This window comes from Allobosea sp. (assembly GCF_017308015.1).
Taxonomy (GTDB): Bacteria; Pseudomonadota; Alphaproteobacteria; order Rhizobiales; family Beijerinckiaceae; genus Allobosea.
In genome coordinates this window covers 1-26,188 of record NZ_JAFKFW010000025.1, presented here as the reverse complement: position 1 = coordinate 26,188, position 26,188 = coordinate 1, and the positions used below count along the sequence as shown (strand labels likewise).

At 66.6% G+C, this 26,188-nt stretch carries 33 protein-coding genes; 18 read left to right on the top strand and 15 right to left on the bottom strand.

All coding sequences use genetic code 11. From position 1 onward, the window contains the following. Positions 1 to 66: 66 nt before the first annotated feature. Positions 67 to 1,674 (top strand): carboxyl transferase domain-containing protein, encoded by a 1,608-nt coding sequence (locus J0I42_RS18885; protein ID WP_291657045.1) that lies wholly within the window; start codon positions 67 to 69, stop codon positions 1,672 to 1,674. Positions 1,675 to 1,689: 15 nt separating this feature from the next. Here the strand turns inward: J0I42_RS18885 and J0I42_RS18880 are convergent, their stop codons facing one another. After that, positions 1,690 to 2,163, bottom strand: a complete 474-nt coding sequence (locus J0I42_RS18880; RefSeq protein ID WP_291657042.1) for a hypothetical protein — start codon at positions 2,161 to 2,163, stop codon at positions 1,690 to 1,692. Positions 2,164 to 2,242: 79 nt separating this feature from the next. Beyond that, a complete protein-coding gene (locus tag J0I42_RS18875) occupies positions 2,243 to 3,328 on the bottom strand; it encodes a Kelch repeat-containing protein (RefSeq protein ID WP_291657041.1) in 1,086 nt (361 codons plus the stop codon). 153 nt (positions 3,329 to 3,481) lie between these two features. Here J0I42_RS18875 and J0I42_RS18870 point away from each other — a divergent pair, with 153 nt between their 5' ends. The 3 genes from J0I42_RS18870 to J0I42_RS18860 all read left to right on the top strand — a co-directional run bounded on the left by J0I42_RS18870 (position 3,482) and on the right by J0I42_RS18860 (position 7,107). Next, complete coding sequence (locus tag J0I42_RS18870) at positions 3,482 to 4,243, top strand: SDR family oxidoreductase (protein WP_291657039.1); 762 nt, start codon at positions 3,482 to 3,484, stop codon at positions 4,241 to 4,243. A 133-nt stretch (positions 4,244 to 4,376) separates the two neighbouring features. Beyond that, positions 4,377 to 5,090, top strand: a complete 714-nt coding sequence (locus J0I42_RS18865; RefSeq protein WP_291657037.1) for a cation efflux transmembrane domain-containing protein — start codon at positions 4,377 to 4,379, stop codon at positions 5,088 to 5,090. A 31-nt stretch (positions 5,091 to 5,121) separates the two neighbouring features. Beyond that, positions 5,122 to 7,107, top strand: a complete 1,986-nt coding sequence (locus J0I42_RS18860; RefSeq protein WP_291657035.1) for an ATP-binding protein — start codon at positions 5,122 to 5,124, stop codon at positions 7,105 to 7,107. Positions 7,108 to 7,119: 12 nt separating this feature from the next. On the opposite strand, the gene J0I42_RS18855 is transcribed toward J0I42_RS18860, so the two are convergent. The 3 genes from J0I42_RS18855 to J0I42_RS18845 all read right to left on the bottom strand — a co-directional run bounded on the left by J0I42_RS18855 (position 7,120) and on the right by J0I42_RS18845 (position 9,317). Next, entirely contained in the window at positions 7,120 to 7,437 is a 318-nt protein-coding gene (locus tag J0I42_RS18855; RefSeq protein WP_291657033.1) for a hypothetical protein, read from the bottom strand. A gap of 264 nt (positions 7,438 to 7,701) precedes the next feature. Continuing rightward, positions 7,702 to 8,553 (bottom strand): aminoglycoside phosphotransferase family protein, encoded by an 852-nt coding sequence (locus J0I42_RS18850; RefSeq protein WP_291657031.1) that lies wholly within the window; start codon positions 8,551 to 8,553, stop codon positions 7,702 to 7,704. Beyond that, the gene (locus J0I42_RS18845; protein WP_291657029.1) at positions 8,550 to 9,317 is read right to left on the bottom strand and encodes an SDR family oxidoreductase; all 768 of its coding nucleotides are present in this window, start codon (positions 9,315 to 9,317) and stop codon (positions 8,550 to 8,552) included. The genes J0I42_RS18850 and J0I42_RS18845 overlap by 4 nt, the downstream gene beginning before the upstream one ends. A 33-nt stretch (positions 9,318 to 9,350) precedes the next feature. Between J0I42_RS18845 and J0I42_RS18840 the strand changes: the two genes are divergently transcribed. Together J0I42_RS18840 and J0I42_RS18835 are read left to right on the top strand one after the other, a co-directional pair. Then, complete coding sequence (locus J0I42_RS18840; protein ID WP_291657027.1) at positions 9,351 to 9,707, top strand: VOC family protein; 357 nt, start codon at positions 9,351 to 9,353, stop codon at positions 9,705 to 9,707. 65 nt (positions 9,708 to 9,772) lie between these two features. Then, on the top strand, positions 9,773 to 10,210 hold the full coding sequence (locus J0I42_RS18835) for a DUF1489 family protein (RefSeq protein WP_291657025.1): 438 nt from the start codon (positions 9,773 to 9,775) through the stop codon (positions 10,208 to 10,210). A 5-nt stretch (positions 10,211 to 10,215) separates the two neighbouring features. Here the strand turns inward: J0I42_RS18835 and panC are convergent, their stop codons facing one another. Further along, positions 10,216 to 11,070, bottom strand: coding sequence for a pantoate--beta-alanine ligase (panC, locus tag J0I42_RS18830; RefSeq protein WP_291657024.1), 855 nt, complete (start codon positions 11,068 to 11,070; stop codon positions 10,216 to 10,218). Between the two features lie 126 nt (positions 11,071 to 11,196). Between panC and J0I42_RS18825 the strand changes: the two genes are divergently transcribed. Further along, complete coding sequence (locus J0I42_RS18825; RefSeq protein ID WP_291657022.1) at positions 11,197 to 11,898, top strand: VWA domain-containing protein; 702 nt, start codon at positions 11,197 to 11,199, stop codon at positions 11,896 to 11,898. After that, a complete protein-coding gene (locus J0I42_RS18820) occupies positions 11,895 to 12,614 on the top strand; it encodes a DnaJ domain-containing protein (RefSeq protein WP_291657020.1) in 720 nt (239 codons plus the stop codon). Before J0I42_RS18825 ends, J0I42_RS18820 begins: the two co-directional genes overlap by 4 nt. Positions 12,615 to 12,672: 58 nt before the next feature. Here the strand turns inward: J0I42_RS18820 and J0I42_RS18815 are convergent, their stop codons facing one another. Next, a complete protein-coding gene (locus tag J0I42_RS18815) occupies positions 12,673 to 14,319 on the bottom strand; it encodes an SPOR domain-containing protein (protein WP_291657018.1) in 1,647 nt (548 codons plus the stop codon). Between the two features lie 296 nt (positions 14,320 to 14,615). Between J0I42_RS18815 and J0I42_RS18810 the strand changes: the two genes are divergently transcribed. From J0I42_RS18810 to J0I42_RS18795, 4 genes are all read left to right on the top strand, one after another. After that, positions 14,616 to 14,963, top strand: coding sequence for a phasin family protein (locus J0I42_RS18810; RefSeq protein WP_291657016.1), 348 nt, complete (start codon positions 14,616 to 14,618; stop codon positions 14,961 to 14,963). Between the two features lie 208 nt (positions 14,964 to 15,171). Next, positions 15,172 to 15,432 carry a hypothetical protein gene (locus J0I42_RS18805; protein WP_291657014.1) on the top strand — a complete coding sequence of 87 codons (261 nt, stop codon included), beginning with the start codon at positions 15,172 to 15,174 and terminating at the stop codon, positions 15,430 to 15,432. After that, positions 15,417 to 15,755, top strand: a complete 339-nt coding sequence (locus J0I42_RS18800) for a methyltransferase family protein (RefSeq protein WP_291657012.1) — start codon at positions 15,417 to 15,419, stop codon at positions 15,753 to 15,755. The genes J0I42_RS18805 and J0I42_RS18800 overlap by 16 nt, the downstream gene beginning before the upstream one ends. Then, on the top strand, positions 15,749 to 16,339 hold the full coding sequence (locus J0I42_RS18795) for an SCO family protein (RefSeq protein ID WP_291657011.1): 591 nt from the start codon (positions 15,749 to 15,751) through the stop codon (positions 16,337 to 16,339). Before J0I42_RS18800 ends, J0I42_RS18795 begins: the two co-directional genes overlap by 7 nt. Positions 16,340 to 16,348: 9 nt before the next feature. Here J0I42_RS18795 and J0I42_RS24040 read toward each other — a convergent pair whose 3' ends face one another. From J0I42_RS24040 to J0I42_RS18775, 5 genes are all read right to left on the bottom strand, one after another. Continuing rightward, entirely contained in the window at positions 16,349 to 16,618 is a 270-nt protein-coding gene (locus tag J0I42_RS24040; protein WP_366509848.1) for a GNAT family N-acetyltransferase, read from the bottom strand. After that, positions 16,615 to 16,812, bottom strand: coding sequence for a hypothetical protein (locus J0I42_RS24035; protein ID WP_366509847.1), 198 nt, complete (start codon positions 16,810 to 16,812; stop codon positions 16,615 to 16,617). Before J0I42_RS24035 ends, J0I42_RS24040 begins: the two co-directional genes overlap by 4 nt. Before the next feature lie 90 nt (positions 16,813 to 16,902). Further along, positions 16,903 to 17,601 carry a L,D-transpeptidase gene (locus tag J0I42_RS18785; RefSeq protein ID WP_291657009.1) on the bottom strand — a complete coding sequence of 233 codons (699 nt, stop codon included), beginning with the start codon at positions 17,599 to 17,601 and terminating at the stop codon, positions 16,903 to 16,905. A 160-nt stretch (positions 17,602 to 17,761) separates the two neighbouring features. Continuing rightward, complete coding sequence (locus tag J0I42_RS18780) at positions 17,762 to 18,466, bottom strand: L,D-transpeptidase (RefSeq protein ID WP_291657008.1); 705 nt, start codon at positions 18,464 to 18,466, stop codon at positions 17,762 to 17,764. Between the two features lie 101 nt (positions 18,467 to 18,567). Beyond that, positions 18,568 to 18,789, bottom strand: coding sequence for a GDCCVxC domain-containing (seleno)protein (locus tag J0I42_RS18775; RefSeq protein WP_291657007.1), 222 nt, complete (start codon positions 18,787 to 18,789; stop codon positions 18,568 to 18,570). A 257-nt stretch (positions 18,790 to 19,046) separates the two neighbouring features. Between J0I42_RS18775 and J0I42_RS18770 the strand changes: the two genes are divergently transcribed. Both J0I42_RS18770 and J0I42_RS18765 read left to right on the top strand, forming a co-directional pair. Then, positions 19,047 to 20,576, top strand: coding sequence for a UxaA family hydrolase (locus J0I42_RS18770; RefSeq protein ID WP_291657006.1), 1,530 nt, complete (start codon positions 19,047 to 19,049; stop codon positions 20,574 to 20,576). A gap of 95 nt (positions 20,577 to 20,671) precedes the next feature. After that, positions 20,672 to 21,064, top strand: coding sequence for a hypothetical protein (locus J0I42_RS18765; RefSeq protein WP_291657004.1), 393 nt, complete (start codon positions 20,672 to 20,674; stop codon positions 21,062 to 21,064). A 121-nt stretch (positions 21,065 to 21,185) separates the two neighbouring features. Here J0I42_RS18765 and J0I42_RS18760 read toward each other — a convergent pair whose 3' ends face one another. Further along, positions 21,186 to 22,370, bottom strand: coding sequence for an aminotransferase (locus tag J0I42_RS18760; RefSeq protein ID WP_291657003.1), 1,185 nt, complete (start codon positions 22,368 to 22,370; stop codon positions 21,186 to 21,188). Between the two features lie 106 nt (positions 22,371 to 22,476). Between J0I42_RS18760 and J0I42_RS18755 the strand changes: the two genes are divergently transcribed. Both J0I42_RS18755 and J0I42_RS18750 read left to right on the top strand, forming a co-directional pair. Continuing rightward, positions 22,477 to 23,241: an SIR2 family NAD-dependent protein deacylase gene (locus tag J0I42_RS18755; protein WP_291657001.1), complete on the top strand. Its 765-nt coding sequence runs from the start codon at positions 22,477 to 22,479 to the stop codon at positions 23,239 to 23,241. A gap of 158 nt (positions 23,242 to 23,399) precedes the next feature. After that, entirely contained in the window at positions 23,400 to 23,951 is a 552-nt protein-coding gene (locus J0I42_RS18750; RefSeq protein ID WP_291657143.1) for a cold-shock protein, read from the top strand. 46 nt (positions 23,952 to 23,997) lie between these two features. Here the strand turns inward: J0I42_RS18750 and J0I42_RS18745 are convergent, their stop codons facing one another. Next, on the bottom strand, positions 23,998 to 24,306 hold the full coding sequence (locus J0I42_RS18745; protein ID WP_291656998.1) for a hypothetical protein: 309 nt from the start codon (positions 24,304 to 24,306) through the stop codon (positions 23,998 to 24,000). Between the two features lie 21 nt (positions 24,307 to 24,327). On the opposite strand from J0I42_RS18745, the gene J0I42_RS18740 reads away from it, so the two are divergent. Beyond that, on the top strand, positions 24,328 to 25,203 hold the full coding sequence (locus tag J0I42_RS18740; RefSeq protein ID WP_291656997.1) for an HD-GYP domain-containing protein: 876 nt from the start codon (positions 24,328 to 24,330) through the stop codon (positions 25,201 to 25,203). A 47-nt stretch (positions 25,204 to 25,250) separates the two neighbouring features. Here the strand turns inward: J0I42_RS18740 and J0I42_RS18735 are convergent, their stop codons facing one another. Then, positions 25,251 to 25,601, bottom strand: coding sequence for a HesB/IscA family protein (locus tag J0I42_RS18735; protein WP_291656996.1), 351 nt, complete (start codon positions 25,599 to 25,601; stop codon positions 25,251 to 25,253). Between the two features lie 86 nt (positions 25,602 to 25,687). On the opposite strand from J0I42_RS18735, the gene dgt reads away from it, so the two are divergent. Then, positions 25,688 to 26,188, top strand: a 501-nt coding sequence (gene dgt / locus J0I42_RS18730) for a dGTP triphosphohydrolase (RefSeq protein ID WP_291656994.1), incomplete at its 3' end; no start/stop codon positions are given.

Sequence of the window (26,188 nt, the reverse complement as noted above, 5' to 3'; positions counted from 1 at the left end):
GCCGGTTGGCGTTTTCGACGCGGCGCGCCATAAACTCGGCGGAGATTGTCGTCGAGGAGCGCGCCCGTGCCTGTCATCGAGAGCAAGGTCGATCTGGATTCGGCCGAGACGCGCGCCAATGTCGAAGCCTGGGCCGGACTGCGCGACGAGCTCCAGCAGCACCGTGCCACCGCCGCGCTCGGCGGCAATGCCAAGTCCCGCGAACGCCATACGGCGCGCGGCAAGCTCCTGCCTCGCGAACGCGTACTGCGGCTGACCGATCCGGGCTCGGCCTTTCTCGAGATCGGCTCGCTCGCCGCCTTCGGCATGTATGAGGGCGATGTCCATGCCGCCGGCATGATCGCCGGCATCGGCCGCGTCGCCGGGCGCGAATGCATGATCGTCTGCAACGATGCGACGATCAAAGGCGGCACCTATTACCCGATGACGGTGAAGAAGCATCTGCGGGCGCAGGAGATCGCGCGCGAGAATCGCTTGCCCTGCATCTATCTCGTCGATTCCGGCGGCGCGAACCTGCCGCACCAGACCGAGGTCTTCCCCGATCGCGAGCATTTCGGCCGCATCTTCTACAATCAGGCGACGCTTTCCGCCGAGGGCATCCCGCAGGTCGCGGTGGTGATGGGCTCCTGCACGGCCGGCGGCGCCTATGTGCCGGCGATGTCGGACGAGACGGTGATCGTCCGGAAGCAGGGCACGATCTTTTTGGGCGGCCCGCCGCTGGTGAAGGCTGCGACCGGCGAGGTCGTTTCGGCCGAGGATCTCGGCGGCGCCGATATCCATGCCCGGCTCTCGGGCGTCGCCGATCACTACGCTGGCGACGATACGCATGCGCTCGCGATAGCGCGGCGCATCGCCGGCAATCTCAACAGCGTGAAACGGCCGGATATCGACCTCGCCGAGCCGGTCGAGCCGCTCTACGATCCGGCGGAGCTCGAAGCCGTCGTCCCGACCGACCTCAAGAAGCAATACGACATCCGCGAGGTGATCGCGCGGCTGGTCGACGGCTCGGAGTTCGACGAGTTCAAGAAGCTCTACGGCACGACGCTGGTGACGGGCTTCGCCCGCATCCACGGCATCCCGGTCGGCATCATCGCCAATAACGGCATCCTGTTCTCGGAGAGCGCGCTAAAGGGCGCGCATTTCATCGAGCTGTGCTGCCAGCGGCGGATTCCGCTGCTCTTCCTGCAGAACATCACGGGCTTCATGGTCGGGCGCGATGTCGAGACGCGCGGCATCGCCAAGGACGGTGCCAAGCTCGTCACGGCGGTGGCTTCGGCGCGGGTGCCGAAGATCACGGTTCTCGTCGGGGGCTCCTTCGGCGCGGGCAATTTCGGCATGTGCGGGCGGGCCTATTCGCCGCGCTTCCTATTCACCTGGCCGAATTCGCGGATTTCGGTGATGGGTGGCGAGCAGGCGGCGAGCGTGCTCGCGACCGTGCGCCGCGACAATATCGAGGCCGAGGGCAAGAGCTGGCCTGCCGCCGACGAGGAAGCGTTCAAGGCGCCGATCCGCAACCGCTATGAAGAAGAAGGGTCGCCCTACTTTGCCACGGCGCGGCTCTGGGACGACGGCATCATCCTGCCCTCCGAGACCCGCCGCGTGCTGGCGCTGGCTTTCTCGGCGACGCTCAATGCCGAGGTGCCGGAGACGAAGTTCGGCGTGTTCCGGATGTAAGCGGCGAGGTGCCTCTCACCGCAATTCGATTTTCACGACCTCGAAGACCGCTCGCGCGCCGCGCCTGTCGCCGGGCGCGACGAGGCGCCAGCCGCCGTCAAGCGGCTTGCCGTCCACCGCCGAGACGAGGATCAGCGGCAGGTTGCCGAAATCGGGGTGAATCTCGCCGATCGAGAATGCGATCCGGTAACCGTCCTTCGCGCTGACGAGGAAGGTCTTCTCCAGCTGCTCGGCGGGCTTCAGACCGTCGAGCGCCTTGTTGGCCTGAAGGACATCCCAGATCAGCACGCCCTTGTAGCGCCGTGTCGCCGGCCCTTTCGAGGTCTCGAACGTCACCTCTTGCTCGGCGACGGGCAGCGCCGTGAGGGATTGCGATGAGAGCCGGATTGGCGTGGAACCGATGCCGATGACCTCGACGGCCGGCTCCTGGGCGCGCAGGGCCGGAGCCATCATCAGCAGGGCGAACGTGATCAGCAGGGAGCGAAGCAAGGCGAAATCTCCGTTGGCGGCTCGACGATAACACGGTGCCCCGGCCTCGACCCGCGGCAATCCGCCTGTCGTTTTCCGTTCACCCCAACGAAAACGCCTCGTGCACGGCGCTCTGCACCCCGCCGCCCATGACCGGGCCGCCGCCGGCGACATGGATCGCGTCGCCGACCAGCGCGGCGCCGAGCCCGTGGCGGGGCGTCAGCATCGGCGCATATTGCTCCCAGCCGTCTGTCGCCGGATCATAGGCCTCCATCTGGCCGAAGACGCGATTGGTACCTTCCCCACCCATGACGAAGACCTTGCCGCGATAGAGCACCGCGCCATGGCCGGAGCGGCCGGTCGGCATCGGCGTGCGCATCGTCCATTTGTCCGCTGCCGGATCGTAGGAATGGTGCAGGTTCGAGTTGGTGTGGAAGGAATCCACTCGTCCGCCGATGACATGGATCAGGCTGCCGATGGCGAGCGTACCGGTGTGATCGCGGGCGGTTGGGAGAGGCGTACGCTCGCTCCAGCGATCGGCCTTCGGGTCGTAGACCAGATGCCAGTCGATCGAGCGCTTGCTCTCGGTGGTCTCGCCGATGGCGCCGCCGATGACATGCAGACCGCCGCCGAGCCCGACCACGGCGGTCGAGCCGGCGGGACGGGGCAGGGCGGCGATCTCGGCCCAGCGATCGGTCTTGGGATCATAGGTGAAGCAGCGCGGATGCGGCTTGCGGTTCTGCTCGAGGAAGCCGCCGATCGCATAAAGCCTGCCGTCGAGGAAGGCGACGCCGACATGGTTGGCGCCCTGGGGCAGGGGCGCGCCGTCATGCCATTTGTCGGCCTTGCCGTCATAAACGTGGTGATAGGCGCGGTCCGTGCGCTGCTCGCCATAGCCGCCGACGACATGCATCTTGTCCTCGAACACGGTCGCCCAGGCCATTTCCGAGCGCGGCAGCGGCAAGGGCGCCCTGGCGCTCCAGCGGCCGGGGGAGGCTGCTTTCGGGGCCGGCGAATCGAACACGTTCTGCGTCGTGGCGAGCGGCGGCTTCTCGATCCGGCCCGGCTGGCTCAGGCGTTCGTATTGCGGGCCGTGATGCTCGTGGCCCTGCTGCTGGGCAAGCGCAGGGCCAGCGAGCACGGCGGCGGCGCCTGCGAGCAGATGGCGGCGGTTCAGGCTGGTCATTGCGTCGTCCTCCCGACTACAACGATAGGGCACAGCTGGCGGGCGGCAAGCGCATGCAATGCCGGCCGTCTGATGGTTCCCCTGGGCGGTTTCGCCCGTTATGGTCGGGCGCCATCTCAAACGATTTAGGTTCAGGGAAATACGGGGAAACGCATGGCGGGACATAACAAGGTCGCGATCATCACCGGTGCCGGTTCGGGCGTGGGGCGCTCGGTTGCCATCGCCTTCCTGAAGGACGGCTACCGCACCGTGCTGGCCGGCCGCCGCGCGGATGCGCTGGAGGAGACGATCCAGCTCTCCGGCGTCGACAAGGGGCGTGCTCTGGCGGTGCCGACCGATGTCACCGACAAGGCCTCGGTCGAGAACCTGTTCGCCAAGACAAAGGCCGCTTTTGGCCGCGTCGACGTGCTCTTCAACAATGCCGGCGTCAACGCGCCGGGCGGCGTGCTGCTGGAGGATCTCTCGCTGGAGGACTGGCAGAAGGTCGTCGACACCAACCTGACCGGGCCGTTCCTCTGCACCCAGGCCGCCTTCAAGGTGATGAAGGACCAGGAGCCGCGCGGCGGGCGCATCATCAATAACGGCTCGATCTCGGCCCATGCGCCGCGGCCGAACTCCGTTGCCTATACCGCAACGAAGCACGCGATCTCGGGCCTGACCAAGACCGCTGCGCTTGACGGGCGCAAATACGACATCGCCGTCGGTCAGGTCGATATCGGCAATGCGCTGACCGAGATGGCGCGCAAGATGACGACGGGCGTGCCGCAGGCGGATGGCTCGATCAAGGTCGAGGCGGTGATGGATGTCGAGCATGTCGCGACGACCGTGCTGCACATGGCCGGCCTGCCGCCCGAGGCGAACGTGCTGTTCGTCACGGTGATGGCGACCAAGGCACCGCTGGTCGGGCGGGGATAAGCTCTCGCCTGAACCGAGCCGTCATTCCGGAGGCAGCGAAGCGGAGATCCGGAATCCATCGTAAAACGCTTCGCTCTATGATGGATTCCGGGTCTGCGCGGCTTCGCGGCTTGTCCGGAATGACGGAGTGAGGATGGTCGACGCGGCGCAAGACGTGGATGGTCGGGACAAGCCCGACCATGACGGCGGCGGAGAGAGTTCGGTATCGAGCCCCGCTATCGCTCGCGCCTATACGCTCACGATCTGGGGCATTGCGCTCGGTATCCTGATCCAGGCGGTGGCGACTGTCGTCTGGGCTCTCGCTATCGGCAATGCGCAGCTCTTCAAGGATGGCGTCGACTGGGTCTATGACGTCGCGCTCTACGGCATCGCCGCGATCGTCTTCGGCCGTGACGCGCGGCTCGAGCGGCTCGCGGCGGTCGCGATCGGCGCCGTCATGGCTGTCGCCGGGCTGCACACACTCTACGATCTCTGGGACAAGATCGTCCGGCCGCGGCCGATCGAGGTCTGGACGCTCGGCTTCGCGGCGGCGAGCGCCATCGTCATCGCCTTCCTCGTCGTCGCAGCGCTCTGGCGTTTCCGGCGCGAGGAGAACCCGGTGATCAAGGCGACCTGGCTGTCGAGCCGCAACGACACGATCTCGACGACCGGATTCGCACTGGTCGGGCTCGCCGCCCGCGTCGCGCCGGTGCGCTGGCCGGAATATCTGTTCGACCTTGTCGTCGCCGGCATCTGCTTCCAGGCGACATGGGCGATCTGGCGCTCGCTGCGGCGGAATGTGGGTTCGGAAGCGTCGCAAACCGGTTTGCGCAACAAGGCGCAGACAGACGCAACGGGCGGGCTATAAAGACGGCACGTCTCCTGAGGATGCCGCCGCCATGACGATCGCCGCCAAGCTGCCCTCCATCCTGATCGCCAATCGCGGCGAGATCGCCTGCCGGGTCATCCGCACCGCCAGGCGGCTGGGCCTGCGCACCATCGCCGTCTATTCGGATGCCGATGCCGAGGCGCTGTTCGTTCAGATGGCGGACGAGGCCCATCATATCGGCCCCGCCCCGGCCCGCGAGAGCTATCTCGACGCGGACAAGATCCTCGCCGTCGCGAAGGAGGCAGGCGCTGCCTGCATCCATCCTGGCTACGGCTTCCTCTCCGAGAATGCCGACTTCGCCGATGCCTGCGCCGCGGCCGGAATCGTCTTCGTCGGTCCGCCGGCTTCGGCCATCAGGGCGATGGGCCTGAAGGATGCCGCCAAGGCGCTGGTCGAGAAGGCCAGCGTGCCGGTGGTGCCGGGCTATCACGGCGCCGAGCAGGGCGCCGATTTCCTTCGCTCGGAAGCGCGGCGCATCGGCTATCCCGTGCTGATCAAGGCGGTCGCGGGCGGCGGTGGCAAGGGCATGAAGAAGGTCGACCGGCCCGAGGATTTCGATGACGCGCTCACCAGCGCACAGCGCGAGGGGCAGAATGCCTTCGGCGATGCCCGCGTGCTGGTCGAGAAATACGTGCTCTCGCCGCGCCATGTCGAAATCCAGGTCTTCGGCGACAGCCACGGCAATGTCGTCCATCTCTATGAGCGCGATTGCTCTTTGCAGCGCCGCCACCAGAAGGTGATCGAGGAAGCGCCGGCGCCAGGCATGAGCGATGAGGTCCGCGCCGCGATGGGCAAAGCCGCGACCGAGGCCGCCAGGGCGGTTGGCTATGTCGGGGCCGGCACGGTCGAGTTCATCGCCGATGGGCGTGACGGGCTGAAGGCCGACGGCTTCTGGTTCATGGAGATGAACACCCGCCTCCAGGTCGAGCACCCGGTAACGGAGGCGATCACCGGGCTCGATCTCGTCGAATTGCAGTTGAAGGTCGCGGCGGGCGAGCCGCTTGGCTTCACGCAGGCCGACGTCACCGCGAAGGGCCATGCGGTCGAGGCGCGGCTCTATGCCGAGGACCCCGAAAAGGGCTTCCTGCCTTCCACCGGCAAGCTCTGGGCGCTGCAATTCCCGGAAGGCGAGGGCATCCGCATCGATACCGGCGTCGAGGCCGGCGATACGGTGACGCCGTTCTACGACCCGATGATCGCCAAGGTGATCGCCCATGGCGCGACGCGCGACGAAGCTCTCGACCGGCTGGGTGCGGCTTTGGGCGAGACGGTGGTCGCCGGCCCGCGCACCAATCTCGCCTTCCTGAAGAAATTGACCGAGGCCGAGGGCTTCCGGAAGGGGCCGTTCGATACCGGCTTCATCGACCGCAATATCAGCGCGCTCGGCGCCGAGCCGCAGCCGCTCGATGCGGCGGCTGTCGCAGCGGCGGCGCTGCAACTCGAGGAGGAGCGGCAGGCGGCGGGCATGATTGCGGCTGCCGACCGGGCGGAGGGCGAGGCCCGCTCGCCCTGGCTCGACCCCGACGCCTTCTCGCTGATGCCGCGCCAGCCGTTGGGGCTGCCGCTGACTGTCGATGGCGAGCGTATCGATGCCCGGATCGAGTGGCATGGCGACGATGCGCGCGTCAGCCTGCCTGGTCACGAGATCGGCGAGGGCGAGCACGAGATTGCGCTGGCCGAGGGCGAGGGTGGCGTCTGGTTCGCGCTCCACCGCGGCCGGCAGACGGCCGTGTCGCTGTTCGATCCGTTCAGCGTCGATCTCGATGCCGCTGCGGGTTCGGGTGGCGTCGTCAAGGCGCCGATGCACGGCAAGCTCGTCGCGCTCTTCGTCGCGCCGGGCGAGGCCGTGACCAAGGGCCAGCGCCTCGCCATCGTCGAGGCGATGAAGATGGAGCATGTGCTGACCGCCCCGCGCGACGGCACCGTCAGCGAGGTTGCGGGTGAGCCGGGAGCGCAGGTCGCCGAAGGCGCGAAGGTGGTCGTGCTGGGGGAGTGAAGCGGGACGCCGTCAGCGCTTGAACTGGAAGCGGTCTCCCTTGCTGGTAATGAGGTAATAGTTCCCGGCATCCTTGACGATCTTGTCGCAACGGGCTCGGCCATTGTCGAAATCCACGCAAATGCGCCCGTTGGCGATCCTGTAAGTGCCGGGGCTGCCGCCATTGTAAGTGTAGCGGCCATCGGCTCCGTAGCTCAACGAGCCTCCCGCCGTGATCGTCTGCCCAACGATCAGTTTCTGCAATTCGCCTTTCGGCACCGGCTTGTCTTGAGCGTTGGCGATGCCGAGCGGGCCGATCAAGGCTGTCGCGGCCAGGATGATGATGCGCATCGACGATCCCGCGGTTTATTACCTAACGTAATCTTGGGCATCCTATCGGGAGCGCGTGGGCCGTCAACAGCATGACGGAAATGATGGTTGAAGATGGCGATCATCGAATCGATTGAAGCGCTTGCGGGCAGGTGCTCAGGCTTTGATTCAGGGTGGCTGCGTCACGCCCGGGCTTGACCCGGACATCTCGAAAGCCAGGGTCTTCTCGTCCAGAGGTTCTTGGGTTAGGCTGCGCTTCACCCGAGAATGACGCGCGGGCGCGTCTCACCAGCCCGCATCCAAGGCCGCGATCGCTCGCCCGGCGACAGAGAGGTTGATCTCCGCCAGCGGGTTTTCGTCCTCGATGAACCAGCTCGCCGACAACCCGCACCAGGCGATGATCCAGCACAGTAGCCGCTGGCGCTCCAGCCCCGATTTCGCCAGCACGATCTCCAGCCGGCGCTCGAAAGCGCCCGGCGCGACGGCGACCGCCGGCTCGGGATCGGCGAGATCGGGGTCGCAGAACAGGATCGTGTATTCGAAGGCGCGATCGCCGATCACCGATTTCGGGTCGATGGCGAGCCAGCCGCGTCCCTCGAAATCCAGAACATTGTCGTGATGCAGATCGGCATGGAGCGGCACGATCTCCTGCTGCGTGGGCAATAGCGCGTTTGCCTCCATCGCGGCGCGGGCGAGCAGGCCGCCATGCTTGGAGGCAGCCGGAAAGAGGTCCTCGAACCAGATGTCGAGCGGGATCAGCCCGGTGGGAGCCGGTCCGCGCGGCTTCTGCAGGGCCGCGATGGCATCGCAGAGGATGGCGGTCGCTTCGTCGTCGCCCTCGGCGCCGCTGCGGGCCATGGCAGCGAGCGAGCGCTGGCCGGTGGCGCGTTCGATCAGCATAGCTTCGCCATGCTCGCTGCGGGCGAGGAGGCGCGCGGCGCCATCGCCGTTCCAGTATTCCAGCGGCAGGTAGCCGCGCCGTTCGTCCTCGACCTCGGGCAGCTTGAGCATGGCAGGCGTGCCGCCCCGCAGGACAGGGAGCAGGCGGCTGGCATGGGTCCTGATCGACTCGCCGTCGGAGACGAGACCCCAGCGGACGAGCCAGGGGGCGAAGACCTCTTGCGAAGCCTCGCTCATCCGCGCCCGATCATCGGGAACTGCTCGGCCTCGTAGATCTGCCCGGAGACCGGCGCACTGTCCTCCGAGAGCCAGAAGGCGGTGTGAGCGGCGATCTCCTCCGGCTGCATGATCCGGCCGGTCGGGGCGTCCCGCAGCGGCAGATGGTTCTGCCAGCCGGGCTTGCGGCCCTCGCGCTGTTGCGTCGCATCCTCGTTGGCGGTCCAGGTCCAGCCGACATTGAGCTGGTTGGCGCGGATGCGCTCGGGGCCGAGCGTGTTGGCGAGGTTGCGCGTCATGGTCATCAGCGCACCCTTCGACATCGAATACACCGTGAGATTCGACAGGCCGCAATAGGCGTTGATCGAGCCGACGGTGACGATGGCGCCAGGCGATTTCTGCGCCCGGAAGGCGCGGATCGCGGCTTCCGCGCAGAGCAGCGGCGCGCGGGTGTTGATCGCGAACATATGGTCGAAGAAGGCGGCAGTGGTCTCGGTCAGGATGCCGCGCGGATAGATGCCGGCATTGTTGACGAGCCCGTCGATGCGGCCGAAGGCGGCCAACGTCGCATCGACGATGGCCTGCGCGGTTGCAGGCTCGGCGAGATCTCCGGCCGAGCCCGCCGTCGCGGTACCAAGCCTGGCGACGGCTGCACTGACTTCCGCCGCGTCGCGGCCGTGGATCAACACCCTGGCGCCCTCGGCGACAAGTCGCTCGGCCATCGCATAACCGATGCCGGTGGAGGAGCCGGTGACGAGGATGACCTTGCCTGCTAGTCCGCGCATGGGAAGCGTCCGTGTCTGGTTCGGGAGGTCGGAATGACTGTGAAGCGAATCGTCGCCAATATCGCAACCGCGGAGCTTGGCCTGGCGCAAGCCTTCTATGGCGATCTCTTCGGTCTCACCCTCGTCATGGATCATGGCTGGATTCAGACCTATGCCGCGGAGACGGCGCCGGGGGCGCCACAACTGAGCTTCGCCAGCGAAGGCGGCTCGGGCGCGCCGATGCCCGATTTCTCGATCGAAGTCGACGACCTCGAGGCGGTGCTCGCCTGGGTGCGCGCGGCCGGTCATGCGATCGTCTATGGCCCGGTCGACGAACCCTGGGGCGTCAGGCGCTTCTTCCTCCGCGATCCGTTTGACCGGCTCGTCAATGTCCTGGCGCATTCGGACTGAAGCCGGGTTGTGGAGAAACGCGGTGGAGACTGGCTTGCCGGCTGGCTCGGGCCTATTTTGCGGCCATGCCCCTTCACCTGCTCAAGCTCTGCGTCGGCGCGGAATCGATCAGCGATCTCGAGGACTGGATCGCCGAGCGCCAGGCGCAGCGGCGCGCGCGGGGAGAGCCGGCCGAGCAATTGCACACCACGCGCATGGTGCCGAAGAGGATCGAGGAGCTCCTCGACGGTGGCTCGCTCTACTGGGTGATCAAGGGCCAGATATCGGCGCGCCAACGCCTCACCGATATCCGTCCCTTCACCGATGGCGAGGGTATCGGCCGTTGCCATCTGGTGATGGAGCCGGTCGTCGTGCCGGTGGAGCCGCGCCCGTTCCGCCCCTTCCAGGGCTGGCGCTATCTGCAGACCAAGGATGCCCCGCGCGATCTCTCCGACCATGGCGGCGACATCGGCGAGATGCCGGAGGAGCTGCGACGGGAGCTGGCGGGGCTGGGGCTGCTCTAGGCGGCCTATACCGGAATATTGTCGAGTAGCCGGGTGCTGCCGATGCGGGCTGCGAGGATCAGGCGGATCGGTCCATCGGCCAGCGAGGCAACCGGCGCCAGCGTCTCGGCATGGCGCGCTTCCAGATAGTCAAGCTCGAAGCCGGCGGTGATGATCTCGTTCTGGGCGTCTGCAACCGCCTTGAACAGGTCGTCGCGGTTCCGGATGCGCGCGGCGAGGTCCTGCATCGCGCGATGGAGCAGCGGCGCCAGCGCGCGGTGCTCATCGGACAAGTAGCGGTTGCGCGAGGACATCGCGAGCCCGTCCGCCTCGCGCACCGTTGCCAATGGGACGATGTGGATGCCGAGGTCGAGATCGGCCGCCATGCGGGTCACGACCTTGAGCTGCTGGTAGTCCTTCTCGCCGAAGATCGCATAGTCGGCGCGCGATTGCGTGAAGAGCTTGCAGCAGACCGTCGCCACGCCCTCGAAATGCGTCGGGCGGAAGCGGTCCTCCAACCCGACGGCGGCCGGTCCGAGCAGGAGCACCCGTGTTGCGAAGCCGGCCGGATACATCTCCTCGACCGCGGGGAAGAACACCGCATCGGCGCCCGCTGCGGCTAGCTTTGCGCAATCGTCGTCGAAGGTGCGCGGATATTTCTTGAAGTCTTCATGCGGCGCGAACTGCGTCGGGTTGACGAAGATCGTGGCGATCACCCGCCTGGCATGGCGCAGGCCCTCGCTGACCAGCGCGATATGGCCTTCGTGCAGTGCGCCCATGGTCGGCACCAAAGCCACTTCCTCGCCGGCGGCATGCCAGCCGGCGACCGCTTCACGCATTGAGGCGACCGTCTCGAAGACCGTGATTCCAGCCACTCGCATGCCCTCCGCTCCGGCGCACGGGTAGCAAATGCCGGCGCCATGGCCAATATCAGGGCAAAGGATGATTCAGGTGGATCGAAGAGGTCGATGAACGAGAGGAAGGATCGGGCCGTCGGAAAGGCGGGGATGACCGCACCGGCAACGCATTCGCAGCCGGGCGAGATCGACCGCTTCCTCGGCGCGGCGAAGCAGCTCGCGCCGTTGGCGGCGGGACAGGCGGGGCGGCTCGTCTTCGCGCTCGATGCCACGATGAGCCGCCAGCCGACCTGGGACCTCGCCTGTTCACTGCAGGCCCGGATGTTCGATGCCACCTCGCAAAGCGGCGGGCTTGCGGTGCAACTCGTCTATTTCAGGGGGATCGGCGAGTGCCGTGCCTCGGGCTGGGTCGGCGAGCCGGCGCGCCTGACCGGGCTGATGCGCCGCATCGCCTGCGAGGGCGGCCAGACCCAGATCGCCCGCGTGCTGCGCCATATCCGCGATGAGGCCAGGACCGTGCCGGTGCGCGCCTTCGTCTATGTCGGCGATGCGATGGAGGAGGATGTCGATGCGCTGGCGTCGCTGGCCGGCGAACTCGGCCTGCGCGGCATCCGCGGCTTCGTCTTCCAGGAGGGACATGATCCGGCAGCAGGCAGCGCCTTCGCCACGATCGCGCGATTGACCGGCGGCGCCCATGCCCGCTTTGACGTGAACGCGCCCGCCTCGTTGCTCGATCTCCTGCGCGGGGCGGCGGCCTATGCGTCTGGCGGGCGCGAGGCGATGCAGCGGCTGGCCGGCTCGACGCCTGCGGTGAAGAGGCTGATCGCCGCGATGGATGGAGGGCGTCGGTGAGCCTGCTCTACGGCGTTGCCGTGCTGATCCTCGTCTGGTGGCTGGCGAAGCTCTTCGCCGGGGCCAATCCCAAGGTGCTGGCGCGATTGGCGAAGACCGGCGGAGGCGTCGCCGCGCTCGGCGTCGCCGGGCTCCTGATGGTACGCGGCCGGATGGACATGGCCATCTTCCTCGGCGGTATCGGCGCCTGGTTGCTTGGCTGGAGCGCGACCGGGCCGGGCGGCATCCGCTTTCCCTGGGCCGATCGTTCAGGCCCGACGCCGGGCGCGACCTCCAAGGTCAAGTCGGCTCTGCTGGAGATGGAGCTCGACCATGACAGCGGGGGCATGACCGGCAGCGTCACCGCCGGCCCCTATGCGGGGCGGGCGCTCGACAGCCTCGATATGGCTGAGCTTGCCGCGCTGATGCGCGATTGCCTCACGCGTGATCCTGACGGCGCGCGGCTGCTAGAGGCATATCTCGACCGCCGGTCGCCCGGCTGGCGTGAAGACGCTCAGCGTGATGGCGACGCGGGGCAGCGCGGCGCGGCGGGCGCGGGCGCGATGACGCAGCAGGAGGCCTACGATATCCTGGGGCTTCAGCCGGGGGCGGGCGAGGAGGCGGTCCGCGAAGCCCATCGGGCTCTGATGAAGCGCATCCACCCGGATGCCGGGGGCACCAGCGGCCTTGCCGCTCGCGTCAACCAGGCCAAGGACGTCCTTCTGAAGCAGCGCTAGCGAAGGGCTCGGGGAGTGGGTCTGCGACATGTCGTGAACTCCTTTCCCAGGTCCCTGGTCAGCTACGGGTGGCGAAGCAGGAGAAGCCACCGCGCTTCAACTGGTTGCAGGCATTCTGCGCTTCCTTCGAGTCGTCGAAGCCAGCGAAGCGGGCGCGGAAGAGGGTGGAGCCACCTTTCGCGACCTTCTCGGTGAAGGGCGAGGCGCTGGCGAGCGAGCCGGAGGCCTTGGCCTTGGCACGGGCGAGAATTTCCTTGGCCTTGCCCTCGTCGTCGGTGGCGCCGAGCTGGATAACCCATTTGCCGGAGGCCACGATCGCGGCCTGATGCGACATGGCCGGAGCAGGCTCGGGCGCCTGGGCCTTGGCGGGGGTGGCTTCGACCTTTCGTGCGACGGGGGCGGCAGGAATCTCGGCCCTGGCCTCGGCGACCTTCACAGGCTCGGCGACGGGCTCGGGCGCCCTGGCGATCGAGGACGTGACGTCGACATTCGCCGGCGGGCGCAGGACCTTGGCATCGGCCGGCTGCGCGCCGATCGACCAGCGCATGGCCGAAGGCGTCGTCGTCGCGGCGACCGGGCGCATGCCGGAGATCTGCAGCGGCTGGCCACCGGCGACCGCGACCGGGCGCGGCGGCGCGATCGGCGTGGTGGTCGGCATCGGGGCGTAGGCGCGGGCGGCGGCCGGAAGAGCCGGCTGCTCTTCAACCTGCGGCTGCTGACGCGGACGCGGAACCGGGATCGGTGCCGGCTCCGCGGCGGCCTGCTGGATCGAACGCGGGCGCTCCTCCGGCTCCGGGGCCTCGGCGACCATCACCGAGGAACGGCCGCTGGTCGAGGCGCGCGGCAGGCTGGCGAGAACGAGATCGGTCATGATCTTGTCGCGCGAGGCGCCGGAACGGCCGCCGAGCACGATCGAGACGACATGCCGGCCTTCCGACTTGGCCGAGGTCATCAGGTTGAAGCCCGATGCGCGGGTATAGCCGGTCTTGATGCCGTCGACGCCCTCGACCTTGCCGAGCAGGCGGTTATGTCCGCGGATGGTGCGGCTCCCGTACTGGAACGCCCGCATCGAGAAGAGCGGATAGTATTTCGGGAAGCGCTCCTGGATGGCGCGGGCGAGGATGGTGAGGTCACGTGCCGTCGTGATGTTCGGCGGGGAGTGGGGCAGGCCGTGCGGATTGTAGAAGCGCGTCGAGCTCATCCCGAGCGCGCGCGCCTTGCGCGTCATCTGCTCGGCGAACGCCTCCTCGGAGCCGGCGATGTTCTCGGCGACCACGACGGAGGAGTCGTTGGCCGAGAGCGTGATCATGCTCTTGATCACGTCCTCGACGGCAATGGTCGAGCCAGCACGCAGACCGAGCTTGGTCGGCGGCTGGGAAGCCGCATAGGACGAGACCTTGAGCTCGGAATCCATGGTGAAGCGGCCGCGCTCCATCTGCTCGAACAGCATGTAGAGCGTCATGACCTTGGTCAGCGAGGCGGGGATGCGCGCAGCATCCTCGTTGACCGCATGCAGGGTGCGGCCGGTCTTCGCGTCGACGACCATAGCGGCATAGGGAGGGGTATATCCGCCGCCGCCGGCATGACGGCGCTTGCGCGCCTCGGCGGGGGAGGACGCGATCGTGGCCGCTACGGCGACGACACCGATCAGACCGGCAACGGCCCGCAGACGCGGCCGCCGCAACCCAACGCAACCAGACAACATGAACCCGCCTCGAACACACAACCATGGGCCGATCCCGCGCCTGGCTCATCGTGGCGCAGGGGACACAGTTGGCGAGGTTAGGCCGATGCGGTTACGGAGCCGTTAAAACTTGAACGGTTGCCAGTGGAACGATCTGCGTTTGGTGCATTGCGGTGTTCCCTTGACATTTATGTTGCAATGCACAATATGCAGGCAGTCCCCGGTGGTGATCATGCTCACCCGACCTTGGGGCGGCGTATCGGGCCATCCTGGCCCATTCACCTGAGGCGGCACCGCAGCGTGCCAGGAGAAGAGCCATGATCCAGCAGTTCGAGACCATCCAGAAGGCTTCCAAAGAGAACGTCGACGCCGCCCTGAAGGCCTTCGGTGCCACCTCGAAGGGCGTGCAGACCATCGCCGTCGAGACCACCGACTACGCCAAGAAGTCCTTCGAGGCCGGCACCGCCACGCTCGAGAAGCTCGCTGGCGTGAAGACCTTCGACAAGGCCCTGGAGATCCAGGCCGATTTCATCAAGTCCTCGTTCGAGGGCGCCGTCGCCCAGTTCACCAAGATGGGCGAGCTCTACACCGCTCTCGCCAAGGACGCCTACAAGCCGTTCGAAGGCATCGTCTCGAAGGCCGTCCCGGCCGCCCCGAAGGCGTGATTCCGGCCGGCGGCCGACAGGCTGCCGAGGACCTTGCGTTGAGTTGCGTTTGCGAACCCCGGCCCGCAAGGCCGGGGTTTTTCATTGGGTGGACCGGAAGCTGCGGCATCGGGCGCCATTGAGCTCGACCCCTTGATAGGGCTTGAAGCTCCAGTGACTTCAGCTTGTAGACGAGAGGTCTCGATGCCGTTTTTGGTGGAGGCCGAATTTGTCCGGGTCTGAGATCGCCGCCCATCTGGCCGCACTCGTCTATGCCGGAGCCTTCCTGCTTCTTTCGATGAAGCGGGCGCGCCAGAATGGCCCGCCGATCTGGATCTTCACCCGCAGCGCGCGGGCCCAGCGCTTGCCGGCGCTGCTGTTCAGGCTCGGCTTCGCCGAAAGCGTGCTCTGGCCTCCATTCGCGCGCGGCCGGTCGGGGAAGCGCCGTCCGGGCTGCTGGCCGGCATCCCCGGCGTGGGGCTCGCGGTGATCGGCGCGGCTGTGGCGCTCCGGGCGCAGGTGCATATGGAGCGATCATGGTGCATCGGAGCCGCCGAGGCAGAGAGGGGTGCCATCATCGACGCCGGCCGCTTCGCCCTGTCGCGGAACCCGGTCTTCGTTGGTCAGACCCTGTTTTTCATCGGTCTGTTTCTGGTCCGGCTGTGTGTGATCGAGCTGGCGCTCGTGTTCGCGGTCCTGATTGCGATCGCCTTGCAGGTCCGGATCGAGGAGGGAGTTCTGCGACGCGATCTCGGCGCTTCCTACGCCGCCTGTCAGCGCCGGGTGAAACGCTGGATCCGCCGGCCATGCTGAAATTCGTGCGTTATACGGCTTGGGTGCTCGTTGTGGCCGTCGGCTTCGTCTCGACCTCGATCCTGATGGGCTGGTGGGTATCGGATCGGTCGCGGATGGAGCAGCCGGCTGCGGTCGGCGGCGGCTTCTCGCTCATCGATCATACGGGCAAGCCGGTGACCGATGCCGATTTCCGTGGCAGTCCGCTGGCCGTGTTCTTCGGCTTCACCCATTGCCCGGAAGTCTGCCCGACAACGCTCCTGCGATTGGGCGATCTCACCCGGCAACTGGGGGCTGATGCAGGGCGGTTGAAAATCCTCCTGATCACGGTCGATCCGGAGCGCGATACGCCCGCGCAGCTTTCGCTCTACCTGCAATCCTTCGATCCGAACGTGGTTGGCCTCACCGGCTCGCAGGCGCAGGTCGATGCGGCGCTCACGGCGTTCAACGCTTACGCCAAGAAGGTGCCTGTCGATGGCGGCTACACCATGGATCACACGGCCAATGTCTATCTGATGACCGGCGAGGGCGTCTTCCGCACGATGATCGACTATCACGAAGCCGATTCAGCGGCTCTGGCGAAGCTGCGGATGCTCCTGCGCTGAGGCAGATCGCTATTGCTCGGCGCGAACCGGCAGCCGCCTGGCCTGGAATCCGGTCTTGGATTGCTCGAAGCCGGCGGCTTCGTAAAAGGCCAGCGTGGACGGCTTCTTCGAGCCCGTCATCAGCATCGCCTTGTAGCATCCGGCTGCCCAGGCGCGATCGGTCGCAGCCTTCAGGATCGCCTTTCCCAGCCCCTCGTTACGATGACCGGCATCGGTGACGACATTTTCGATCAGCGCGTAAGGCGCGCCGCCCCGCGTCAGATTCGGGATGACGATCACGGTGCAGCTCGTGACCAGATCGTGCCGAGGAAGCCGATCAGGACGGCGCTACCTTCGAAGCGTGCGAGACGCTCGAGAATCTTCCCTGCCTCGTCGTCCGGGCAGCGTTCACCGTCCGGGAGGAGGTGGCGATAGAGATCCTGAAGCGCGGGCAGGTCGACCTGTTCCGCTGCGCGAATGACGAGTTCGGTCATGCCGGCAGGGATAGACGATCCCGCCGCTCATGAAAAACCCCGGCCGATGGCCGGGGTTTCGATGGGCATTGCGCGGCTGATGGCATTCGCTCATGCCGGGAGGACGACGACCTTCGTCTTCACCGGCGTCTGATCGTAGAGATCGATCATGTCCTGGCTGAGCAGGCCGACGCAGCCGCTGGTGATGCCGGAGCCGATCGATTCCTCGTCGCTCGAGGCATAGATCGTGTAGAGCGTGTATCTGCCGTTCTGGTAGAGATGCAGTGTGCGGGCGCCCAGCGGGTTGTCGAGGCCGCCCGGCATGCCGCGCGCATATTTCGCCGCTTCGGGCTGGCGCTTGATCATTTCCGGCGGCGGCGTCCAGGTCGCCCATTCGGACTTGCGCCCGACATAGGCGTCACCGTTCCAGCGGAAGCCGTCGCGGCCGACATTGGCGCCGTAACGCGTGGCGTTACCGTCTCCCTCGATGCGATAGACATAGTAATTGGCGGGATCGACGATGATGGTGCCCGGCTCTTCCTTGCTCTCGTAGCGGACGGTGCGGCGCCAGTATTTTCGATCGACCTTGGTGATGTCGGCGGCGGGAATCGCGAATTTCTTGTCGGGCACCGGCCCGTAGAGCTTCTGGGCTTCGGCGAGGCTCATGCCGTCGCCGGCGCAACCGGCGAGCCCCAGAGCGCCGAGGCTGACGGTCGAACCGACCAGAAACGAGCGGCGGTCGACAAGGCCCGGCCGGCGCTCCAGCGACGCCATCGCGCCAGTACCGACATTCCTACCATCGATGATCATGATTTCGGACTTTCCATGTCCTGCTGCCCGGCGAAGCCGGAGGCCGGCGCGGGCTCGTTGACTGTCTTGGCCGGTCCGAGATTGCCGTTACTCGGTCCGGCTGGCAAGGCCATGTCTCTGCCGCGGACTGGCTGAGCCGCGGCATGGCCGGACGATCGGCTCACACAGGCAGCACCGTTACGGGGGTGCCGAGCGACACGCGCGCATAGAGATGGGCGATGTCCTGGTTGATCATCCGGATGCAGCCGGAGGAGACATTCGTGCCCACCGTGTAGGGTTCGAACGTGCCGTGGATGCGATAGCCGAGATCCCGCCCCTCGCCGAAGAGGTAGAGCGTCCGGGCACCCAGCGGGCTTTTCGAGCCGCCGCGCACGCCGAGCCCGCGCGGGGTCTGCTCAAGCTGGGACCTGATCGCCGGATCGCGCGCGATCATCTCCGGGGGCGGGACCCAGTCGGCCCAATCGCGCTTCATGTTGATCCGTGCCGCGCCGGACCAGCCGAAGCCCTCGCGCCCGACGCCGACGCCGTAACGCGTCGCGACGCGCGGGGATTCCACGAAGTAGAGGTGGTAGCCGGCGGGATCGACCACGATCGAGCCCGGCTTGTCATCGCGCGGAAACTCCACCGTCTGCCTGAGATAGCGGGCATCGATCCGCTGATAGTCGATGGCCAGGATCGGAAAGCGCTCGCCGGGATATTCGGTATAGATCTCGGCGTAGTTCGGCCGGGAAAGCGTGCGCGTCGAAAGGCCGCGCGGGCTCTGGCCGAACTCGGGCAGGGCGACGATGCTGCGCGAGCCGCATCCGGCCAGGCCCGCCGCCGCGACGGAGAGGGCGGGGAAGGTAAACGAGCGGCGGGTCAGCATCGGGCATCTCTCAGGAAGGTCTGAGGAGATACATCGGCTTGGATGGTTACTGTTGCGTGAACCCGCGATTCCGGCCGCCCGATACCGGTTGCTCGATTTGCCTAACCGCAGCAATGCGAGGGTTGTCCGGACCGCCTGGATTCCTGGATCGGGGGGCAGGGGACGTCGCCATAGGAGCAATAGACGCAGCAATCCCCCGGCTTCGGCCGGAGAACCGTGCTGCAGCCGGCACATTCATAGAAGAACTGGCAGGCGTCCGTCGGCATCGTCTCGGTGGTCCGATGGCCGCAATGCGGGCAGGTGAGCGTGGAACGAAGTTGCATGATCACCATCCCATCGATCAAAGCCCCGATGATAACCTCAAGTGCCGAACAAGTCTGCAGGGGGCTCAGGCGTCGTGGCAGCGACAAGGATGAGGTGCAGTGCGGCGGTTCCGCCACCGTCATCCGCAACGACTCCGGGCGTGCGAGGCCGAAGCTGTCGGCCTTCTGATTTGAACCGATTGAAAAGACAGCCGGTTGGGGGCATCTCTAGGGGGCGGGCGCCGCCGTCGCGGCGCCGAGAGGTTCCGGTTTCCGCCATGCTCGACAAATCCGTGCCGCCCCGCACGCTCAAGCTCAATGCCGCCGACAATGTCATTGTCGCCGTCGATCCCGTCGATCCCGGCGTGACTGCGGCCGGGGTCGAGGCGCTCAAGCGTATCCCGCGCGGACACAAGATGGCGATCGCTCCGATCGCGAGGGATCAGCCGATCCGAAAATTCGGCCAGATCATCGGCTTCGCGACGGCCGATATCGTGCCCGGCGACTGGGTGCACGAGCACAACACCGGCTTCCATGCCTTCGACCGCGACTACGCCTTCGCCGCGGAGGCCAAACCGGAATTCGTGCTGCCGGTCGAGCAACAGGCGACCTTCGAGGGCTTCCGCCGGGCCAATGGCAAGGCCGGCACGCGCAACTACGTGGGCATCCTGACCTCGGTGAACTGCTCGGCCTCGGCTGCGCGCTTCATGGCGGAGGAGGTCAAGCGCTCCGGACTGCTCGCCGATTATCCGAACGTCGACGGCGTGATCGCGCTGACCCACGGCACCGGCTGCGGCATTGATTACAACGGCGAGAGCTTCGAGGTGTTGAAGCGCACGACCTGGGGCTATGCCTGCAACCCCAATATGGCGGCGGTGCTCGTCGTCGGGCTGGGTTGCGAGGGCTTCCAGATCAGCCGCATGAAGGAGGCTTATGGCGTCACCGAAAGCGATGTCTTCCGGACGCTGACGATCCAGGAGACGGGCGGCACCAAGAAGGCCGTCGCCGCCGGGATCGAGGCGCTGAAGGTGATGCTGCCGATCGCCAACAAGGCGGTACGCGAGACCGTGCCGGCTTCCGAATTGATGCTGGCGCTGCAATGCGGCGGCTCGGACGGCTATTCCGGCATCACCGCCAATCCGGCGCTGGGCGCCGCCGTCGACATCCTCGTCGAGCATGGCGGCACGGCGATCCTCTCCGAGACGCCGGAGATATACGGCGCCGAGCATCTGCTGACGCGCCGCGCCGCCACCCGCGAGGTCGGCGAGAAGCTCGTCGGCATCATCAAGTGGTGGGAGGATTATACCGAGCGCGCCCGGATGAGCATGAACAACAATCCCTCGCCGGGGAACAAGGCGGGCGGGCTCACCACCATCCTGGAGAAGTCGCTGGGCGCGGCGGCCAAGGGCGGCACCAAGACGCTCTCGGCGGTCTATCACTATGCCGAGCCGGTCAAGGAGAAGGGCTTCGTCTACATGGACACGCCCGGTTACGACCCCGTCGCGGCGACGGGGCAGGTGGCCGGCGGCGCGAACATCCTCGCATTCACCACCGGGCGCGGCTCGGCCTATGGCTGCAAGCCGACGCCTTCGGTGAAGCTCGCGACCAATACGCCGATCTACGAGCGGATGATCGACGACATGGACATCAATTGCGGCGACGTGCTCGACGGCGTCTCGCTGGAGCAGAAGGGCCGCGAGATCTTCGATAAGCTGCTCAAGGTGGCTTCCGGCGAACGGACCAAGTCCGAAGAACTCGGCTATGGTGATGCCGAATACGTGCCCTGGCAGATCGGCGCGACGATGTGATTTTCTGCGGCGCCGGGTGAACCCGGTGCACGATTCAGGCGACCAAGGATGGCTTCGGCGCTGCCGGGGCCATTTCTTTTTCGGCCTGGATCTCCATGAAGACACTCTTCCTCGTCACCGTCCCGCGCGTCCTGCTCGGGGTGATTTTTCTGATCAGCGCCGTTGACGGCTTCTGGTGGCTCGCCACCGGCATGAACCTGATCCATCCGCCGACCAGCCCGCGCGGCGTCGTCTTCGAGACAGCTCTGCAGGATTCAGGCTTCATCTGGCCCTTTATCAAGGCGATCAACCTGACAGGGGCGTTGAGCCTGATCGCGAACGTTGTGCCGGCTTTCGGGCTCGCCCTGATCGCTCCGGTCATGGCGGTGATCGTGCTGTTTCATGCGACGATCAATCCGCAGGGCCTGCCGGTCGCGGCCGTCCTCGTGGTGTTGGGCTCGATGCTGGTCTGGGCCTATCGCGATCGCTACGCGGCGCTGTTCCGGTAGGATTGCGCGTCATTCTCGGGGCGAAGCGTTGTCACCCCGAGAAGCTCGGGCCCGACGAGGCTCAGGAGCCGTTTCCTCTGCGTCATGCCCGCGGCAGGCCCCGGCATGACGCGCCGCGGGATCAGAGCGAAAATCCCGTCAGCCGCTCGCGCAGTTCTTCGATCCTGTCGGCCGCCACATTGGCGATCGCGATGCGCAGGTGGTTCTCCTGGCCGGGGCCGAAATAGGGGCCCGGCAGGGCGAGGACGCCGCAATCCTCGACGAGACGGCGCGCCACCTCGGCCGCCTTCACGCCTGCGAACGGGTGGGCGACATAGGCGAAATAGGCGCCGGCCGAGAGCACGCGCCAGCCGTTCAGCGGCGCCATCGCCTTTCGAAACAGGTCGGCGCGCGCATTGATCTCGGTGCGGTTGCGCTCGCGCCAGTCGCGGATGCCGTCGATGCCCCAGGTTACCGCCGCCTGCCCGGCGCGGACGGGGCTGATCTGGACGCAGTCGAGCACCTTGCCGATCTGGGAGAGCGCCGCCTCGCCGGCCGTGATCGCACCGAGGCGCCAGCCCGGAATCGCATAGGCCTTCGAGAAGCTGTAGAGGCCGATCACCGAATCCTGCCAGCGCGTTGTGGCGAAGATTTCATGCGGCCTGGCAACGTCCGCGGGCAGGAAATCGCGATAGGTCTCGTCCAGCACCAGCCAGATGCCGCGCTTCGCGCAGAGCGCGGCGAAGGCGGCGATGGTCTCAGGCGGATAGACCGCGCCGGTCGGGTTGTTGGGGGTGACGAGAACGATGGCGCGGGTACGCTCGTCGATCAGCGCCTCGGCCGTCGCGGCATCCGGTACGAAGCCGGCTTCCGGCGCGCAGGGCAGCGGGCGGGCCTCCACGCCGAGCATGGTCAGCGTCATCTCGTGGTTGAAATACCAGGGCGTTGGCAACAGCACGTTGTCGCCGGCCTGCGCCAGCGACATCATCGTCACGACGTAGGCCTGGTTGCAGCCGGAGGTGATCGCGACCTCGGCCGGTTTGAAGGCCGTGCCGTAGATGCGGGAGATCTCGGCGGCATAAGCCTCGCGCAAGGTCGCGTCACCGGTGATGCCGCCATAGCGCGTGCTGCCTGGCTCGGCCGCGGCGGTAGCGAGCCTTTCGAGCAAGACCACCGGCGGCGGTGCGCCGGGCACTGCCTGCGAGAGGTCGATCAGCGGGCCACGGGTGCCACCATAGGCGCGGGCCCAGCCCTGCGCCTCCGGGATCGGCGGCGTGCCGGTATCGATGAGATCGGGATTGAGCTTGGCGGTGGCGGTCGTCGGCATGATCTGCCTGATGTGCGGCGTGCGCGCGTTTGCGTCAATCGTCTTGGAAGCGTGGCAAACCCGCGCCATATCTGGAGCACTTCCAATCCAGCGATCGGGCGGGTTCATGCGGGACGAGACCGGGGATGCCATCGCCGCGCTGCATGCGCTGCTCGACGAGGCGGACAGCATCGTCAGCTTCACCGGCGCCGGCGTCTCGACCGAATCGGGCGTGCCGGATTTCCGCACGCCCGGCTCGCCCTGGATGATCAACAAGCCGATCCCCTACGATGCCTTCGTCGAGAGCCGCGAGGTCCGCATCGAGGCCTGGCGCCGCAAATTCGCGATGGACGACCATTATCGCGGGGCGGTGCCGAACAGCGGCCACCGGGCGCTGGCCCGGCTGGTGGCTGAGGGGCGCTCGCCTGCCATCGTCACGCAGAACATCGACGGCCTGCACCAGGCCGCCGGCGTGCCCGAGGACAAGGTGATCGAACTGCATGGCAACGGCACCTATGCGACCTGCCTGACCTGCGGCTGGCGGCATGAACTGGCGTCGATCCGACCGGTCTTCGAGGCGACGGGCGAGCCGCCGGCGTGCGCGATCTGCACCGGGCCCGTGAAATCGGCGACGATCTCCTTCGGACAGGCGATGCCGCAGGAGGCGATGAGGCGGGCGCAGATGCTGGCGCTGGAATGCGACCTGTTTCTCGTCGTCGGTTCGTCGCTGGTGGTGTATCCGGCGGCGACGCTGCCGGTGATCGCCAAGCGCCAGGGCGCGAAACTCGTCATCCTCAACCGCGAGCCGACGGAACTCGACGCGGTTGCCGACCTCGTCATCCGGGCCGAGAGCGGGGTGGTGCTTGGAGGGCTCGTATCCCGAGCCAGATGATGTGGACGATTCATCGGAGGCTGTATCCTGAATCGGCAGCAATGGTATCGTGACAGTGCGAATCAAGCGTTGCGCGTGGGGGTGAGCGGCACATGTCCGACGAATTCGGTGAGAGCGGGCGGCCACCGATGGGTCCCATCCAGTCACTCAATCGAGTCATGCGGCTCGACGGACCCGGTGATCACGCGTCGGAGGTGCCGGTCGAAATCACCGGCTACGTCAAGTGGTTCGATGTCTCCAAGGGTTATGGCTTCGTCGTGCCGGAGGCGGGCGGCGCGGATGTGCTGCTTCATGTCACGATCCTGAAGCGCGATGGATTCAACGCGATAGCGGAAGGTGCTCGCATCGTGCTCGAAGCCGTTGACAAGGCGCGGGGCCGTCAGGCGGTGCGCGTGCTCTCGATCGACACCACCTCCGGTCGCCATCCTTCCGAGATGCCGATGGCGCGCACCAATGTCGCGATCACGCCGACGAGCGGGCTCGAGCGCATGGTGGTGAAGTGGTTCAACCGTCTGCGCGGTTTCGGCTTCGTCTCGAAGGGCGAGGGTGCGCCCGACATCTTCGTCCATATGGAGACGCTGCGCCGCTACGGTCTCGTCGAACTCGTGCCGGGGCAGACGGTGCTGGTACGCTACGGCCCCGGGCCGAAGGGCTTGATGGCCGCGGAAATCCATCTGGAGCAGAGCGCGGCCGCTACGGTGGCGCATTGAAGTGCTGAAAGCCGTGGCGCCGATGGCGCCTGCGGCCTTTCCCTCGCTATCTTTTTGTTAGCGATATGTCCGTGTCCGGATGATCGGCTTTACGGTTCATCAATCCGCTCGGCTTTGAGATGCTGGCTTCTCCGGAGGCCGAGTCATCGTTCTTCTCCTCAGTGATCGCGAAGAGCGCTGCGAGGCGCTGCGGCGGATTCTCTCGGTCTGGGGTCCGTGCAAGCTGTTGCCGTCTGGCGGTGACGCGCAGCACGCGGCCGATCGCCTTCTCGTCGTCGATCTCGATCTTTCCGACCGGCCCAGCATCGAGGCGGCACGCGCGGCGCTGGCGCCTCTCCTGCCTTCCAGTCCGCATTGCCTTTTTCTCCTCCGCGACATGTCGAGGCGCTGCCAAATTCAGGCCAATGCGCTCGGCGCGACGGAAATCCTTTCCGCCGATGTTTCGGCGGTGGTGCTGCTCGACAGGGTCGGGCTGTTGCTGGCCCCCCCAGGCCAGTCCACCAGCGCAGAGGAGCTCGGGCGTCGCTTCGTGGCGGCCTCCGCCGGTCTTTCCGATCTGATGGGAGCAGCGGAAGCTGGCCTGGGGCTACCGAAGCAGGCGATCGAGGACAGCGTCACCGCCCTCAACCGTGCCGCCGACAGTGGCGATCTCAATTCCTGGCTCGACATGGTGTGGCGGCATGACGATGCGACCTATCAGCATTGTCTGCTCGTCTCTGGGCTGGCCGCGGCCTTTGCTCATCGGCTCGGCTTCCGCGAGGCCGATCGAAGACTTATCGGCGAGGCAGCGGTGCTGCACGATATCGGCAAGGCCCGGATTCCACTTGATATCCTGCGCAAACCCGCGAGCCTGTCGCCGGCCGAGCGCGAGGTCATGCGCGAGCATCCCGGCATCGGCCATGACATGCTGGTCACGCAAGGCGGCTTCGCACCGGTCGTTCTGGCCGCGGTGCTCTCGCATCACGAGTACCTCGACGGCTCCGGCTATCCGCACAGGCTCAGCGGCAGCGGCATCCCCGATGCTGTCAGGATCATCACCATCTGCGACGTCTATGCCGCCCTGATCGAGCGACGCAGCTACAAGCCACCGATACCGCCGGGCGAGGCCTATGCGGCACTCGTCGCGATGGGCGGGAAGCTCGACCGCGATCTCGTTAGGGTTTTCGGCGAGGTCGTTCTCGATGCCGCGATCATGCAGCTCGGGCAGTATGGCAGGCCCGTCCTGGAGCGCTCGGCGGGGCACGCAGCCTGAGCCAGAACGGGTGGCTGGGGCCGGACGCTTGCTCGTCCGCTTTCGCCTTACACCGCGAAGGACGTTCCGCAGCCGCAGGAACTCGTTGCGTTCGGGTTGGTGATGCGGAAGGACTGGCCGATCAGGTCGTCGACGAAATCGATTGTGCAGCCTTCGAGCAGGTCGAGCGAGGTTTCGTCGATCAGCACCCTGGCGCCGTCGCGTTCGATGACGAGGTCGTCGGGCGCTTTTTCCCGGTCGATGTCGAAGATGTACTGGAAACCGGAGCAACCGCCACCGGCGACGCTGACGCGCAGCATCGCACCCGGCGCTTCGCTCGCCATTACCGAAAGAATACGTTTCGCGGCGTTTGCGGTCACCGCGATGCCCCGCGGATTGACCGCAAGATCGGTCGACATGATCAGATGCTCCTTGCACCCTGGTTGCCCGGAAAGGTAATGGCCCGGCAGCGGCTCTACAAGCATGGGTCCGCGACGAGGCTGCCATGCCCTATCCACAGAGCCCGATCCCGCCGGCCGGCCATGAGCCCGGAGAGCGCTGGCGCGCGCCCTATGCCTGCCGCTCGACGACGAGCCGCGGCCGACTGGTGGCGGAGCCGGCCTCGGCGACGCGCGGCGAATTCCAGCGCGACCGGGACCGCATCATCCATTCGACCGCCTTCCGTCGGCTGAAGCACAAGACGCAGGTCTTCGTCTCTCATGAGGGCGACCATTACCGGACGCGCCTGACCCATACGATCGAGGTGGCGCAGATCGCTCGTGCTTTGGCGCGCGCGCTCGGCCTCGACGAGGATCTGGCCGAGGCCTTGGCGCTGGCCCATGACCTCGGCCACACGCCGTTCGGTCATACCGGCGAGGACGCGCTGGAAGAGTGCATGGCCGGTTTCGGCGGCTTCGACCACAATGCCCAGACGCTCCGGATCGTGACGCGGCTGGAGCGGCGCTATGCCGATTTCGACGGGCTCAACCTGAGCTGGGAGACGCTC